Source organism: Billgrantia tianxiuensis, from assembly GCF_009834345.1.
In the GTDB taxonomy this organism is placed as follows: domain Bacteria; phylum Pseudomonadota; class Gammaproteobacteria; order Pseudomonadales; family Halomonadaceae; genus Halomonas; species Halomonas tianxiuensis.
The window spans coordinates 1,669,415-1,683,329 of sequence record NZ_CP035042.1; the positions used below are offsets into that span (position 1 = coordinate 1,669,415).

At 64.8% G+C, this 13,915-nt stretch carries 12 protein-coding genes; 6 read left to right on the top strand and 6 right to left on the bottom strand.

Annotated elements, in window-relative coordinates; all coding sequences use genetic code 11:
* Positions 1-52: 52 nt before the first annotated feature.
* Positions 53-1,345, bottom strand: coding sequence for a 4-aminobutyrate--2-oxoglutarate transaminase (gabT, locus tag EKK97_RS07785; protein ID WP_159550881.1), 1,293 nt, complete (start codon positions 1,343-1,345; stop codon positions 53-55).
* 33 nt (positions 1,346-1,378) lie between these two features.
* A complete protein-coding gene (locus EKK97_RS07790; RefSeq protein ID WP_159550883.1) occupies positions 1,379-2,824 on the bottom strand; it encodes an NAD-dependent succinate-semialdehyde dehydrogenase in 1,446 nt (481 codons plus the stop codon).
* A gap of 201 nt (positions 2,825-3,025) precedes the next feature.
* Between EKK97_RS07790 and EKK97_RS07795 the strand changes: the two genes are divergently transcribed.
* Together EKK97_RS07795 and EKK97_RS07800 are read left to right on the top strand one after the other, a co-directional pair.
* Positions 3,026-5,491, top strand: coding sequence for a DUF1266 domain-containing protein (locus EKK97_RS07795; RefSeq protein ID WP_159550885.1), 2,466 nt, complete (start codon positions 3,026-3,028; stop codon positions 5,489-5,491).
* 294 nt (positions 5,492-5,785) lie between these two features.
* Positions 5,786-6,346 carry a C40 family peptidase gene (locus EKK97_RS07800; protein WP_340162942.1) on the top strand — a complete coding sequence of 187 codons (561 nt, stop codon included), beginning with the start codon at positions 5,786-5,788 and terminating at the stop codon, positions 6,344-6,346.
* A gap of 32 nt (positions 6,347-6,378) precedes the next feature.
* Here the strand turns inward: EKK97_RS07800 and EKK97_RS07805 are convergent, their stop codons facing one another.
* Entirely contained in the window at positions 6,379-7,266 is an 888-nt protein-coding gene (locus tag EKK97_RS07805) for a LysR family transcriptional regulator (RefSeq protein ID WP_159550887.1), read from the bottom strand.
* A gap of 114 nt (positions 7,267-7,380) precedes the next feature.
* On the opposite strand from EKK97_RS07805, the gene EKK97_RS07810 reads away from it, so the two are divergent.
* Complete coding sequence (locus EKK97_RS07810; RefSeq protein WP_159550889.1) at positions 7,381-8,583, top strand: MFS transporter; 1,203 nt, start codon at positions 7,381-7,383, stop codon at positions 8,581-8,583.
* Here the strand turns inward: EKK97_RS07810 and msrA are convergent.
* A complete protein-coding gene (msrA, locus tag EKK97_RS07815) occupies positions 8,569-9,186 on the bottom strand; it encodes a peptide-methionine (S)-S-oxide reductase MsrA (RefSeq protein WP_159550891.1) in 618 nt (205 codons plus the stop codon). The two genes, EKK97_RS07810 and msrA, sit on opposite strands and share 15 nt — an antisense overlap.
* A 108-nt stretch (positions 9,187-9,294) precedes the next feature.
* Here msrA and EKK97_RS07820 point away from each other — a divergent pair, with 108 nt between their 5' ends.
* Positions 9,295-11,514, top strand: a complete 2,220-nt coding sequence (locus EKK97_RS07820) for an FAD-dependent oxidoreductase (protein WP_159550893.1) — start codon at positions 9,295-9,297, stop codon at positions 11,512-11,514.
* Positions 11,507-12,145 carry a CDP-alcohol phosphatidyltransferase family protein gene (locus tag EKK97_RS07825; protein WP_159550895.1) on the top strand — a complete coding sequence of 213 codons (639 nt, stop codon included), beginning with the start codon at positions 11,507-11,509 and terminating at the stop codon, positions 12,143-12,145. The genes EKK97_RS07820 and EKK97_RS07825 overlap by 8 nt, the downstream gene beginning before the upstream one ends.
* Before the next feature lie 133 nt (positions 12,146-12,278).
* Here the strand turns inward: EKK97_RS07825 and slyD are convergent, their stop codons facing one another.
* On the bottom strand, positions 12,279-12,761 hold the full coding sequence (gene slyD, locus EKK97_RS07830) for a peptidylprolyl isomerase (protein ID WP_159550897.1): 483 nt from the start codon (positions 12,759-12,761) through the stop codon (positions 12,279-12,281).
* 213 nt (positions 12,762-12,974) lie between these two features.
* On the opposite strand from slyD, the gene EKK97_RS07835 reads away from it, so the two are divergent.
* Positions 12,975-13,259 (top strand): hypothetical protein, encoded by a 285-nt coding sequence (locus EKK97_RS07835; RefSeq protein WP_159550899.1) that lies wholly within the window; start codon positions 12,975-12,977, stop codon positions 13,257-13,259.
* Positions 13,260-13,424: 165 nt separating this feature from the next.
* Here EKK97_RS07835 and EKK97_RS07840 read toward each other — a convergent pair whose 3' ends face one another.
* A complete protein-coding gene (locus EKK97_RS07840; RefSeq protein ID WP_159550901.1) occupies positions 13,425-13,892 on the bottom strand; it encodes an outer membrane lipoprotein in 468 nt (155 codons plus the stop codon).
* Positions 13,893-13,915: the final 23 nt, after the last annotated feature.

Below are 13,915 nucleotides of genomic sequence, written 5' to 3' on the forward strand. Positions count from 1 at the left end.
AAAAACGCCCGCCGGCATCGACTGCCGGCGGGCGTATTTTACTGCATGCAGATCAGGCGGTGGCCTTGCTGCCGACCAGCTCCTTGAGCGCGGCTTCGACGATGTCCAGGCCTTCCTCGAGGATCTCGTCCTCGATGGTCACCGGCATCAGGAAGCGGATGGTGTTGCCGTAGAGGCCGCAGGAGAGCAGGATCAGCCCCTTCTCGCGAGCCTTCTTGCACAGCGCGGCGGCCAGGTCGGCGTCGGGCGTGTGTTTGCTCTTGTCCGATACCAGGTCGATAGCCGCCATGGCGCCCATGTTGCGGGCGTTGTCGACGCAATCGAAGTCGCTCTGCCACTGGCTGAAGCGCTTGGCCAGCTTGTCGCCCAGGGCCATGCTCTTCTCGAGGATGTTCTCTTCCTCGAACACGTCGAGTACCGCCAGGGTGGCGGCGCAGGAGAGCGGGTTGCCGGTATAGGTGCCGCCCAGCGAGTTGGGGCCCGAGGCGTCCATGACCTTGTCGGTACCCACCACGGCGGAAATCGGCATGCCGTCGGCCATGCTCTTGGCCATGGTGATGATGTCCGGCTCGACACCGCTGTGCTCGATGGCGAACAGCTTGCCGGTACGTCCGAAGCCCGACTGCACCTCGTCGACGATCATCAGCATGCCGTGTTCATCGCAGATTTCGCGGATCGCCTTGAGGAAGCTGGCCGGGGCCGGGTAGAAGCCGCCTTCGCCGAGGACCGGCTCGAGCACGATGGCGGCAGTATCGCGGGGGTTGGCGTCGGTCTTGATCGCCATCTTCAGGCCGCGAATCGCCTCGTCCTCGCTGACACCGTGATAGGGCACCGGGTAGGGGGCACGGAAGACGTTGCCCGGCATGCTGCCGAAGTCGGCGGCGTAGGGCGCGACCTTGCCGTTCATGGCCATGGTCATGAAGGTGCGGCCGTGATAGCCGCCATCGAAGCAGATCACGTTGTTCTTGCCGGTGGCGGCGCGGGCGATCTTCACCGCGTTTTCCAGCGCCTCGGCGCCAGAGTTGGCCAGCATTACCTTGGCGTGGCCACGTACGGGCGTGACCTGGCTCAGACGCTCGGCCACCTTGACGTAACCCTCGTAGGGCATCACGGTCTGGCAGGTGTGCATCACCTTGTCGAGCTGGGCCTTCACCGCCTCGACCACCTTGGGGTGACGGTGGCCGACGTTGAGCACGCCGATGCCGCCGGCAAAGTCGATGATTCGGTTGCCGTCGGCGTCCCAGATCAGCGCGTTCTCGGCGCGGTCGGCGAACTGGGTGGCGGGGCTGGCGGCGCCATTAGCCACGTAGCGTTGCTTGAGTTCGTTGAGCTGTGCGTTGTTCATCTTGCCTCCCTTCTGCTTGGACGTTGCGGGCGATCAAAGGCCGCCGACACAGACGTATTTTAGTTCAGTGAATTCATCCAGGCCGTGGTGCGAGCCCTCACGGCCCAGGCCGGATTCCTTGACGCCGCCGAAGGGCGCCAGCTCGGTGGAGAGAATGCCCTCGTTGACGGCCACCATGCCATATTCCAGCCCCTCCATGACATGCCAGATACGGCGGTAGTCGCGGGCGTAGAAATAGGCCGCCAGGCCGAATTCGGTGGCATTGGCCATGGCGATGGCCTGGTCGTCGGTATCGAAGCGGAATACCGGCGCCAGTGGACCGAAGGTCTCCTCGCGGGCCACGCGCATCGCGTCGGTGACATCGGCGATCACCGTGGGCTGGAAAAAGGTGCCGCCGAGCGCATGGGGCTCGCCGCCGCAGACCAGCCGGGCGCCCTTGGCCAGAGCGTCGGCAATATGGGACTGGACCTTGTCCACCGCGGCCGGGTTGATCAGCGGCCCCTGTGCCACACCGTCGTCAAGGCCGTTGCCCACCTTGAGCTGAGCTACACGGGCGGCAAGCTTGTCGACGAAGGCGTCGTAGACGCCGGACTGAACCAGCAGACGGTTGGTACACACACAGGTCTGGCCGGAGTTGCGGTACTTCGATGCCACCGCCCCCTCGACCGCGGCGTCCAGGTCGGCATCGTCGAAGACGATGAACGGCGCATTGCCGCCAAGCTCCATGGAGGCCTTCTTCACCGTACCTGCACACTGCGCGAGCAGTTTCTTGCCCACCGGCGTGGAGCCGGTGAAGGAGACCTTGCGTACTCGCGGATCGGTGGTCAGTACTTCGCCGATCTCGGCGGGGCGGCTCGCTGTGACCACGTTGAGTACGCCGGCGGGGAAACCGACCTGCTCGGCCAGCCTGGCCAGCGCCAGGGCGGTCAGCGGCGTGGCCTCGGCGGGCTTGATCACCACCGGGCAACCGGCGGCCAGCGCCGGGGCGCACTTGCGCGTGATCATCGCCAGCGGGAAGTTCCATGGGGTGATGGCCGCCACCACGCCGATCGGCTCGCGAAAGACCAGGATACGCTTGTCGGCGCCATGGCTGGGCAGCGTCTCGCCGGCCATGCGCTTGGCCTCTTCGGCGTAGAACTCCACGAACGAGGCGCCGTAGGCGACCTCTCCGCGAGACTCGGCCAGTGGCTTGCCCTGCTCGAGAGTCATCAGCCGGGCCAGCGACTCCTGATGTGCCATGATGGCGTCGAACCAGGCACGCAGCAGGGCGGCGCGCTGCTTGGCCGGCTGGCGGCGCCAGGCCGGCCAGGCGGCTTCGGCCGCTGCCACGGCAGCGCGGGCATCGTCCGCGCTGAGGTCCGGCACGCTGGCCAGCGTCTCGCTGGTGGCGGGATTGGTTACGCTGAAGCGGCGCTCGGCGTCGCGCCATTGGCCGTCGATATAGGCCTTGTCGATGAATATCTCGGCGGGGAGGGACATGGAGGCTCCGGGGTGTTGATTATCTTGTTTGCTGAGTGTGCATTATTTAAAACATCTCGCCAAGGCCCTCCAGAAGGGTGCAGCCACTTTTTTACCGCCCGGAACCATCGGCGTGCGCTGCACTTTCCGCTACACTAGGCGCCGATTTCCCGGTGTCGCAGTAGCGCGCCTCTTTCTGCTGGTTGAATGTCGAGGTGAGACTTGGTCGACCCCCTATACGCCTGGTGGGCTCAACAACTGGTCCTGTGCGACTGGGCCTTCGAGCCCGAACCCAACACGATCGAAGCTGATGCGGCTCAGGCCCGGCTGCGGGCATTGGGCGTTGCCGATCGTGGCGAGTTGGGCTGGCGGCTGGTCGAGGCTTTCGGCACGGGCACGACCGATCCGGCGCGCCTGCTGGCCGCCCTCGAGCTAGTCGCTCTGGCGGGGTCGGCCGGCTGGCTCGCCGAGCCACGCTTGCGCAGCTGGGTGGTACGCCTGACTGATGAGATCACTCGCCATTACACCAGTCTGGACGAGTGGCTCGAGGCCTTGCGGCGTGCCAAGAGCGCCGAAGGCTGGGTGCGTGGCGACGACGATTTCTGGGAGGCCTGCGAGGCGCTGGCGACGCTGGAGCGTGACGGAGAAGGGATCACCTGGGATAGCTTGACGGGCTGGATTGCCGTGCAGCGCAAGGGTCAGGCTCAAGCGCTCTGGCCCGATGCTCCCCACGCGCGCGCCTGGCGCCTGCGTGCAGCCTTTGCCCCGGTAGTGGAGCCCACGCCTGACGCAATGGACTGGCCCGATGCCAAGGAGTGGCTGTGGCAATACTGGCAGATCGAAGATCGTAACGGCCTGATTCAGAGCCTGTTGTGGCTGGCCGGCTATGGTCATCGCCAAGGTTGGGACCTCGATGCCGCTCGTCTGCTGGCGGCGCGCAGCGAAGAGCGTCAGGCCTGGCTCGAGGAGCTGTCCGGCGGCGAACGGGAATATGGCCGGGTGCTGCTCGATTTCGTCGAACGGGGAGAGCCGCTCGAATGGGCCGCCTGGGATTGGCTGCGGCTGGTCGATCTGGCCTGGGCCGGTGCCTGCGCCGGCTGGCTGGAAGTTGCCGAGGCGCAGGATTTTGCCACCCACGGCGCCGATCTGGTCCTGCGTCGTTACAGCGACTGGTCGGCCTTGGCGCGGGCTTACCAGCGCGGTTGCAGCTTGTTCGAAGGGCGCGACAGGCTGGCGGACATGCAGCGTGACTGGAACCTCCTGCTCAGCTCTCCCGTCAGCCCATGGCGCACGCCGTTGCAGCAGCTGCTGGGCGAGGCGGAGCGGGAGGCCTCGCGCCGCGCCATCATGACCTGGCGGCGTTCTCCACGGCACTGGGTGCTGGCGCTGGCGTCGGTGCGCGAGCCTGAATTCGGCATGCGTCAGGGAGTGGCCGCGCCGGTCGCCGTCGAGCGGCGCGCCGATGCCTTGCGCTACCTCGACGAGACCCTGGGGCTGCACCCCGACGAAGGCGTGGAGGCCCTGTCGCGATACTGGTTGCCGGCCCAGGCGCATCATCTCAACCAGTTGGCTGCCGATGCCGCCCATGGCGCCCTGCCTCGGGCCGACACGCCCTTTGGGCGACCGGCGGCCGACGATGTGGCCGGTCTCATCGCGCTGAAACAGGGTAGCCGCCATGCGGCGACCATCCACATGGCCGAAAAGTACGCCTTCTATCTACAGATGGCGATGGACAGCGCTGCGTTTGACTCCCAGGCGCTGGAGGCCCTGACCGAGGCGTTGCGTGGCACGTTGTGTCGCTTCTACCCCGATGCCCGTCGCCTGTTGGAGGCCTGGGCGCAGTGGGAGGCTCTCCTACCGGAGGGGGAGCACCCTCCGCTGGTCAATGAGATCCGCTGGCACCTGGACGATCCCGGAAGTCCTTTCCACTGGCTCGATTGGCAGGCAAGCCAGTGGCAGGAGCCGGGGCCGCGGCCCACGCTGTCGCGCTTCACCGCCATGGCGCTGGTGGGGCCGCTGAACAATGCCATCTGGAGCGAGCCGCCGGTGGAGAGCGAGCGCGAGGCAGTCTCGATCCGCGAGTGGATCGATGGGCATTACGGCCTGCATGGCCGGGACGAACTCAACGAGTTTCTCGATTTCCTGCTCGAGGCGGGGGATCGCCAGGAGTACCAGATCAATTACGCCCCCTATACGCTGAATGCCCAGCGGCTGGCCTCGGAGATCGCCATGTTGGAAAGCGGCGACTGCAGCGAAGAGGACCGCAACCATTTGCTGCGCCTGCAGCGGGTGCGTGACAACACCGATGGCTGCAATGAGCTGGACATGACCGCCTGGGACCTGGCCCAAGCGGTGGACCTGGCGATCGCTGGGCGTCAGCTGGGCTGGCTGGAAGATGCCGCTTTCGCCGGTGTGCTGGAGCGAGCCCATGCGTTGGCGGCAGAGCACTATGGCAGTTGGGAGGCCTATGCGCGGGGCCTCTATGCGGGTTTCTCGTTCTTCATGGGTGAGACGCCTGAGCGCGAAGGCTTCCTGAGTGGCTTCCGCCAGGCTCTGGTCGCGTGGCTTTCGGGGGCGCCGCCACTGGCCGGCTCCTGGGCCAGCCTGGATTTCCCCGGGGCCAGGCCACGTCATTGGGCCCCCATGCATATCGACACATTGCCAGGCGATGTCAAAACGCTACATTAGGGCTCGCTCTGGTTAGGAAATGTGGTTTATAGTCAGCTGGTTTATGAAACGGCTCCGTATGTGACGGAGCTTTCACCCATGTCATCGTGAGCCGCCACAAGGCCGCTCTGGCAGTGGTACGGGCGCGGGGCGCCAAGCACCACTACCACAGCGATCCTCCCGGGGTCATCAGGTAGGGCAATTCGCCCGACCCGTGGACGCGTGCGGCTCAGGGAATGAGGACTTCGCAAGCATGGTTGCCACGGGATCGAGTCGTATCGTTGTGCTCGGTGTGTCGCTGGCGTTGTTGGCCGGGTGTGCAGGATCATCGAAATCGTCGTTGCAAGCGCCGGACGACTACTTCGCTCGACAGTTGCCTGGCATGTCGTCTTCCTTCAATCCCATGATGTCCCCAGTGGACAACCCCATCCTCCGGGTGGACAGCCTGCACAATCCGTCCCCGAGCTGATCCGATCAGCCCTGCTGGCGCAGCACGAGCGCTGGGCCGGCACGCCTTACCGGATCGGTGGCACGGGGCGCAACGGCATCGACTGCTCGGCGCTGGTGCAGAACGTGTTCAGCGAGACCTTCCGCCTGCAGCTGCCTCGCTCCACCAGCGAGCAGGTGCGGGAGGGCACCCAGGTGTCCCGCGATGAGCTCCAGGTTGGCGATCTGGTATTCTTCCGCCCTCCCGGCCGCTACGATCACGTGGGCATCTACGTCGGCGACGGTTACTTCCTGCATGCCTCCACGTCCCAGGGCGTGATGCTTTCCGAACTCGACAGCAACTACTGGCGGCGCTACTACTGGCAGGCACGCCGGACCCTGGAGCCGACCACCCTGGCGCAGCGCGTCACTGAACCGGGCGAAGGGTGAGAAGAGAAGGGCCGAGCGCTGGCGTTTCACTGTCATAAGACTTCGCGGTGGGCAATGACATACTCCACAAAGGCGCTCTCCGCCCGCGACAGGTAGGCATCCCGCGCCCAGGCCAGCGACAGCTCCAGCCAGGCCGGGCTAGCGAAGGAGACCGCCGCGAGGCCGGGCTCGTCCACCACCCGCCGCAGGAAAGTGGTAATGCCGAAGCCCTGGCGCACGATAGCCTTGGTCAGCGGTATCAGGTTCGACTGGAAGGCGATGTTGGCGTCCAGTCCGGTCTGTCGAGACAGGGCGTCGACGAATTCGCGGTGAAAATAGCCATCCTGGAACAGCACCAGCGGTTCCTGAAAGAACTCTTCGGCGGTCACGCTGCAGCGGTCCGCAAAGGCGTGCGCACGTGGTACGCATACCACCATCTCTTCGCGAATCAGTCGCCGCCGCTCCATGTGGCGGCTCTGCTCATCGTCTATGACCACGCCGAGATCCAGCTCGCCGTCGGCGATCATGCGCTGCAGCCGGCGCGCGCCGGCTTCCACCACGGTCAGGCGAATGCCGGGATGCTGCGCCTTGAAGCCCATCAGCAGCGGCGGAAAGTAATATGAGCCGAGCATCGAGGGAATGCCGATACGAACTTCGCCCTTGACCAGGCCATGCAGCTCTCGCATGGCCAGGTGAGTGGCCTCGGCCCGCTCCAGCAGCTCCCGGGCATGGGCATAGAGGGTCTCGCCCTCGGGTGTCAAGGTGATGCGTCGCTCATGACGGTGAAACAGCGTCAGCTCCAGCTGGCGTTCGAGGTTGGCGATGGTCTGGCTGACGGCGGACTGGGCCACGTGAAGCTCGCGGGCCGCGGCACTGAAGCCGGCTCGATCGGCTACCGTGACGAAGACTCGCAGGGTGCGCAGGTCGAAGGGTAGTGCCATGAGCGCTCCGTGCTTGGTGATAAGTTGATCAGATGGCTACGATCTTTTTATTCTGTTTGGCTTATCATTTTGCCTGCCTGATCATGGAAGGCAAATCTCTGCCAGGTTTGCTGCATGATCACCGTCCGTTCTCGCGCCTGGTGGCGCGCTACCCTGGCGCTCTGCCTGGGCTCTATCCTGGTTTTCGTCAATCTGTATGCACCGCAGCCGCTGCTGCCGGAGCTGCGTCAGCTCTATGGCGTGTCGACCCTGGGTGTCAGCCTGGTCATGTCGGTGGCCACGCTCGCTCTGGCGGGGGCACTGCTGGTCTTCGGCCCGCTGTCGGATGCCATCGGGCGCGGCGGCATCATGCGCGTGACACTGCTCCTGACCGGGCTGTGTTCGCTGGGGCTGGCCTTGGCGCCCAGCTTCGAGACTCTGTTGGCGCTTCGCCTGGTCCAGGGCTTCGTGCTCGGCGGGCTGCCGGCGGTTGCCATTGCCTGGATGGGCGATGAGTTCGACCGACCGGCGTTGCTGGCGGCGGTGGGCCTGTATATCGGCGCCAATACCCTGGGTGGGATCGGTGGGCGACTGATCGGCGGGGGCGTCGGCGAGATCGGCGGCGCCGGCGCTGGTTTCCTGACGGTGGGCATGGTGACCCTGGCCGGGGTGGCGCTGTTCTGGAAGCTGCTGCCAGCACCTCGCCAGTTCAAGCCGCGTCGTTTCGAGCTGCGTGCCGCCGTGACGGACCTGGGCGGGCACTTGCGCCATCCGCTGCTGCTGGCCGCCTACCTGCTCGGTGGTATCAATTTCCTCATTTTCATCAACCAGTACAGCTATATTACCTTCCGCCTGGCCGAAGCTCCTTTCGATCTCAGTGCCCGCTGGCTGGGAATGATCTTTCTCACCTACCTGGGTGGCACCCTGAGTTCGGCGCTCTCCGGTCGCCTGACCCGCCACTTCAGCCAGCCAGCCTGCATGACGCTTGGCATCCTCATCCTGATGGGCGGTACCTTCGTCACCCTGGTGGATTCCCTGGCCTGGATCATCGCCGGGCTGACCATCAATGCGGTGGGGTTCTTCCTGGCCCACTCCATGGCCTCCAGTTGGGTCAGCCGCCAGTCGGAGCGGGCGAGGGGCAGTGCCTCGGCGCTCTATCTGGTCTTCTACTATCTTGGGGCGAGCCTCGGCAGCCTCTGGCTCGAGCCGTTCTGGCAGCGTGGCGGATGGCTCGGCGTGGCCATCGGCTCCTGGCTTCTGCTCGGCGTCACACTGGGCATTGCGCTGTGGCTATGGCGCGGCGAACGAATCAGTGAACGGGTCTCACTGGCGCGCTAGTCCGCCCGCTTCATCATCCCACACCGCTTCGAGGCGGCGTTCGCGTCCGCAGGCCGCCTTGTAGTAGTTGTAGCGCACCGGATTCTTGCGATAGTAGTCCTGGTGGTACTCCTCGGCGGGATAGAAAGCCTCGAAGGAGCTGATCTCGGTAGCGATCTCGCGCCCGAAGCGCTCGGCGAGTTCGTCGCGGGTGGCTTCGGCCAGGGCTTGCTCCTCGTCGCTGGAATAGTAGATCACGCTGCGATACGCCTCGCCCACGTCACAGAACTGCCGGTCGACGGCAAACGGATCTATGTTGCGCCAGAACACGTGCAGCAGCGTGGCGTAGTCGACCACCTCGGGATCATACTCGACCCTCACCACCTCGGCATGGCCGGTATTGCCATCCACTACCTGCTGGTAGCTGGGATTCTCGACGTGTCCGCCACTGAAGCCGGAAGTCGTGGAGGTCACGCCCGACACCTTGTCGAAGGCCTCTTCCACGCACCAGAAGCAGCCGCCCCCGAACACGGCGCTGGCGGTTTCGTCGTTCGCAAGGCCCTGGCCGAAGGGCAACATCAGCAGTAACGGCACCCACGGCAGGGCATTTCGCATCCTGGGCATGATGGCTACCTCGTTTCGTTGTGTGGCGGTTTGTAAGGTTGGAAGCTGTCGCACGACACAGGTTCCGTATAGCCTTTGTTAACACCACCTGCCAATTCGGAGTCGCCCGTGACGCGTCGTCGCTTGATACTGCTCCTGGTTCTTGCCGCCAGTGTGGCCGCCTACTTTCTCAGCGGCGCCAATGAGGTGCTGACACTGGCCAATCTGCAAGTCGAGCAGGCGCGCTTCCAGGCCTGGCTGGCCGATGACCCGGTCACGGTGGTAGGGGGCTTCTTCGTCATCTACGTGCTCATGGCGGCGCTTTCGTTACCCGGTGCCGCGCTGATGACGGTGTTGGGCGGCGCCCTGTTCGGGCTTGGCTGGGGGCTTTTGATCATCTCCTTTGCCAGCACGCTGGGAGCGACCCTGGCCGCTCTGATCGCACGCACCCTGGCTCGGGCACCGTTGGAAAGGCGCTTCGCGCCGCAACTCGAGCGTATCAATGCCGGAATCCGGCGCGAGGGCGCCTTCTATCTCTTCACCCTGCGACTGATCCCGCTGTTTCCCTTTTTCGTCATCAACCTGGTGATGGGGCTGACCCGCATGCGCCTGTGGACCTTCTACTGGGTCAGTCAGCTGGGCATGTTGCCGGGCACGGCGGTCTACGTGAATGCCGGGCGCGAACTCGGCAACCTGCAGTCGCTGTCCGGAATACTCTCGCCGGGGCTGATTGGTTCTTTCGTGCTGATCGGTCTGTTTCCCTGGCTGGCTCGCGGCCTGGTGGCCATTGCCAAGCGCCGGCGACTGGCGCAGCGTTTCCACCGCCCGGCGCGTTTCGATTATGACATCGTGGTGATCGGCGGCGGTTCGGCTGGGCTGGTGGCGAGCTACATCGCGGCGGCAGTGAAAGCCAGGGTGGCGCTGGTGGAGCGTGACCGCCTGGGCGGCGACTGCCTGAATACCGGCTGTGTGCCGTCGAAGGCGTTGATTCGCGCGGCGCGGGTGGCCGAGGAAATTCGTGGGGCCAAACGCTATGGTGTTCATGCTGGCGAGCCGCAGGTCGACTTCGGTGCCGTGATGGCGCACGTGCAGCGTGCCATTCGCGAAGTGGAGCCCCACGACAGCCGGGAGCGCTACGAGAAGCTGGGGGTCGAGGTACTCACCGGTGAAGCTTGCCTCCAGGATCCGTGGCGGGTTCGCGTGGCGGGTGACGTGGGTGAGCGAGTGCTCACTACGCGACATGTGATCATCGCCAGTGGGGCAAGACCGAAGGTGCCGCCGCTGCCAGGAATCGAAGCCATCGAAGTGCTGACCTCGGACAATCTATGGCAACTCGAGACCCTTCCTGGTCGATTGGTGGTGCTGGGTGGCGGCCCCATCGGCTGCGAGCTGGGGCAGAGTTTCGCCCGCCTGGGAAGCCGGGTGAGTCTGGTCGAGATGGGGCCTCAACTGCTGCCACGCGAGGATATCGATACCGCCGACCTGCTGCGCCAGCGCTTTGCCAGTGAGGGGCTCGAAGTCTGGCTCGACACTCGTGCGCTATGTGTCGTGCCGGACGAGGAGGCCGGTAGCGGCCATGTGCTGGAGGTGGAGCATCGCCTGGCCTCGGGTGAAGTCGAAGTGCACCGGCTGCCCTTCGATCGCCTGCTGGTCGCGGTGGGGCGCCAGGCCAACGTGACTGGCATGGGGCTCGAGTCGTTGGGCGTCGAAACGCGGGAGGACGGCACCCTGGCGGTGGACGAGAGCCTGCAGAGCGTGCTGCCCAATGTCTGGGCCTGTGGTGACGTGGCCGGCCCGTTCCAGTTGACCCATGCCAGTGGCCATCAAGCCTGGCATGCCACGGTGAATGCGCTGTTCGGTGAGTTCAAGCGCTTTCGCGTCAGCTATCGGGCGCTGCCGGCGGTCACCTACACCGCGCCGGAAGTGGCACGGGTGGGGCTCAGCGAGGGCGAGGCGCGGGCCCGCGGCATCGAGTTCGAGGTTACCCGTTACCCGCTCGCCGAGCTGGACCGGGCCATTGCCGAGGGCCAGACCGAGGGCTTCGTCAAGGTACTGACGGTGCCGGGCCGGGATCGTATCCTCGGCGCATGCATCGTGGGGCAGGGGGCCGGCGAGACGTTGGCCGAATTCACCCTGGCAATGACGCACGGCATCGGTTTGAACAAGCTGCTGGGCACGGTCCATCCCTATCCCACCTGGTCGGAGGCGGCCAAGGCCACGGCGGGGGTATGGAAGAACGCGCACAAGCCCGAGCGCCTGCTGGGCTGGCTCGAGCGCTACTTCGCCTGGCGCCGGGGGGCAGGGCCGGCATCGGCCGCAACGGATGAGATGAGGAGGAAGGATGCTTGATCGCTGGACCATGCCGTTGACACAGGCACCTCTCGGTGCCGTGGCGAGGCGCTTCCAGGCATGGGGCATCGAGCCCGACCAGGTAACCCTGGCGGCCTTCGTCATCGGTATGCTCAGCCTGCCGCTGCTTGCCATGGAATGGTATTTGGCCGCTCTGGTGGCGATTCTGCTCAACCGCCTGGGCGATGGGGTGGATGGCGTCCTGGCACGGCTTGTGGACAGTCCTAGCGATGCCGGCGGTTTTCTCGACATCGGCCTCGACTTCGTTTTCTATGCCGCCGTGGTATTGGGCTTCGCCCTGGCCAATCCAGCCGCCAATGCGCTAGCGGCCGCCTTCCTGCTGTTCGCCTTTATCGGCACCGGCACCTCGTTCCTGGCCTTTGCCATCATGGCGACCCGCCATGGGCTCGAGCGTCCGCGTTTCCAGAAGAAGGCCTTCTACTACCTGCATGGCCTGACCGAAGGCACCGAGACCATCCTTGCCTTCGTGCTCTTCTGTCTACTGCCGCACCATTTTGCCCTGTTGGCCACACTGTTTGCCGTGGCGTGCCTGATTACCACCATCACGCGGCTATGGGGAGGATACCGCATGCTCAAGGCGCTGGAGCCAAATGGCGCCAGGAATTCCTGAGGCTGTCTCACTTCAGGCAAGCGCCTCGAACTAGTACCTCGAACAAGTGCACAGGAACGAGCGGGTAGGAACGAGCACATAGAAAGAGGGCAGCCATCTGGCTGCCCCTGGCATGTCCTGGACGTGCTGACGCTTAGTGCTGATGCCCGCCTTCGCCGTGCACGTGACCGTGTTCGATCTCTTCCTGGCTGGCTTCGCGCACCTCGGCGATCTCGACGTCGAAGTTGAGCTTCTGCCCGGCCAGCGGGTGGTTGCCGTCGACCGTCACGGTGTCGCCTTCCACCTTGGTCACGGTGACCATCAGCGGCCCGCCCTGGGTCTGGGCCTGGAACTGCATGCCCGGCTCAACGGACTCGACGCCCTGGAAGGCATCGCGCGGCACTTCTTGCACCAGTTGAGGCTGTACTTCGCCGTAACCCTCTTCGGGGGCAACGGTCACGTTGAGCTTGTCGCCGGCTTCGCGACCTTCGAGCTGCTTCTCCAGGCCCGGAATGATATTGCCGGCGCCGTGGAGGTAAGTCAGCGGCTGACGGCCTTCCGAACTGTCCAGCACCTCACCTGCATCGTTGGTCAGGGTGTAGTGGAACGCGACAACGGAATTTTGCGCAATCTGCATTGATGAACCTTTCGGTGAGTGCATGTACAAACCATGGTAACGCGCGAGGCCGGAGCTGTCAGGGGGGATGCAGTTTTTTCAGGTTATGAAGCCCCTTTCTGAGTCGCATTCACGCCTTTTGGCGGTGTTGCGCCCCCTTGGCCTCGCGGCTACCCTAGCGTGACCCAAATTTTCGTCCTATCGAAATCCGTCTTTCTACTCTGGAGTGAGCCCATGACCGAAATCGTGATCTGGCTGATTGCCTTTGCCCTCATCCTGTTCTTCAGCATCAAGATGTGGGAAACGACCGTCAGCGCCGGTTTGAACAAGGTGGTACCGCGCGTCATCAAGAGCGGTGATGACAACCGTTGGGTCTGGAGCGTGGCACTCGCCGTGTTGGGGGCCACGACGCTGGTTCGTCCCATCGACATGCTGCTGACTGTGATCGTGCTGGCCATTTTGGCGTTGGTCATCAAGAAAGTGACTGGCTGGGCGATGGGCAGGGCCAACTTCCATTGATCCTTGGTGCGCCGCCCAACGGCGGCGCACGGAAACGATGAGGGCCCGCGGCGTCATCAAACACCGCGGGCCCTCATCGTGTTGCTGTGGCAATTTTGTCGCTAGGCCGAATGTGCTGCTATGCCGAGTGGCTGACGGGCTCAGACCAGGCGGGGGCGATCCGGATCAGTAGGGGGCCACGGTCACGTTGGCGCCGCTGCCGATCATGCGTACGCGCTGGCCGACCTGGAAGGGACGGTCGGCTTTCTGCACGATCACGACGTTCTGGCCGTCGTCGCGACGGATCTCCATTTCCCAGGCGCGTACGCGATTGGTCGATTCCTCGATGGCGCTACCCGCCACGGCGCCACCGATGACGCCTGCTGCGGTTGCCAACTGCCGGCCGGAGCCTCCGCCCACCTGGCGGCCGAGCAAGCCACCCACCACGGCCCCGCCGCCGGTGCCGATGATGCCGCCCGCGCGGCTGTCGGCCTGGACCTGCACCTGACGCAGCGCAGTGATGGTGCCGAAGGTGACGGTCTGGGCGGTGCCAGCCTGAGAGCCCCGATAGACGTCACCGCCCATGGTCGAGGTATTGGCACAGCCAGCCAGGGTCAGCATGCCAATGGCCAGCACGGGAAGAAGACGCTTCATGTACACCTCCTGAGGCAAGGCGA

What these genes read in the sequence shown, in the direction of transcription:
- gabT (WP_159550881.1), bottom strand. Translation starts at nt 1,345, where the DNA reads ATGAACAACGCACAGCTCAACGAACTCAAGCAACGCTACGTGGCTAAT.
- slyD (WP_159550897.1), bottom strand. Translation starts at nt 12,761, where the DNA reads ATGCAGATTGCGCAAAATTCCGTTGTCGCGTTCCACTACACCCTGACC.
- EKK97_RS07840 (WP_159550901.1), bottom strand. Translation starts at nt 13,892, where the DNA reads ATGAAGCGTCTTCTTCCCGTGCTGGCCATTGGCATGCTGACCCTGGCT.
- EKK97_RS07790 (WP_159550883.1), bottom strand. Translation starts at nt 2,824, where the DNA reads ATGTCCCTCCCCGCCGAGATATTCATCGACAAGGCCTATATCGACGGC.
- EKK97_RS07805 (WP_159550887.1), bottom strand. Translation starts at nt 7,266, where the DNA reads ATGGCACTACCCTTCGACCTGCGCACCCTGCGAGTCTTCGTCACGGTA.
- EKK97_RS07835 (WP_159550899.1), top strand. Translation starts at nt 12,975, where the DNA reads ATGACCGAAATCGTGATCTGGCTGATTGCCTTTGCCCTCATCCTGTTC.
- EKK97_RS07810 (WP_159550889.1), top strand. Translation starts at nt 7,381, where the DNA reads ATGATCACCGTCCGTTCTCGCGCCTGGTGGCGCGCTACCCTGGCGCTC.
- msrA (WP_159550891.1), bottom strand. Translation starts at nt 9,186, where the DNA reads ATGCCCAGGATGCGAAATGCCCTGCCGTGGGTGCCGTTACTGCTGATG.
- EKK97_RS07825 (WP_159550895.1), top strand. Translation starts at nt 11,507, where the DNA reads ATGCTTGATCGCTGGACCATGCCGTTGACACAGGCACCTCTCGGTGCC.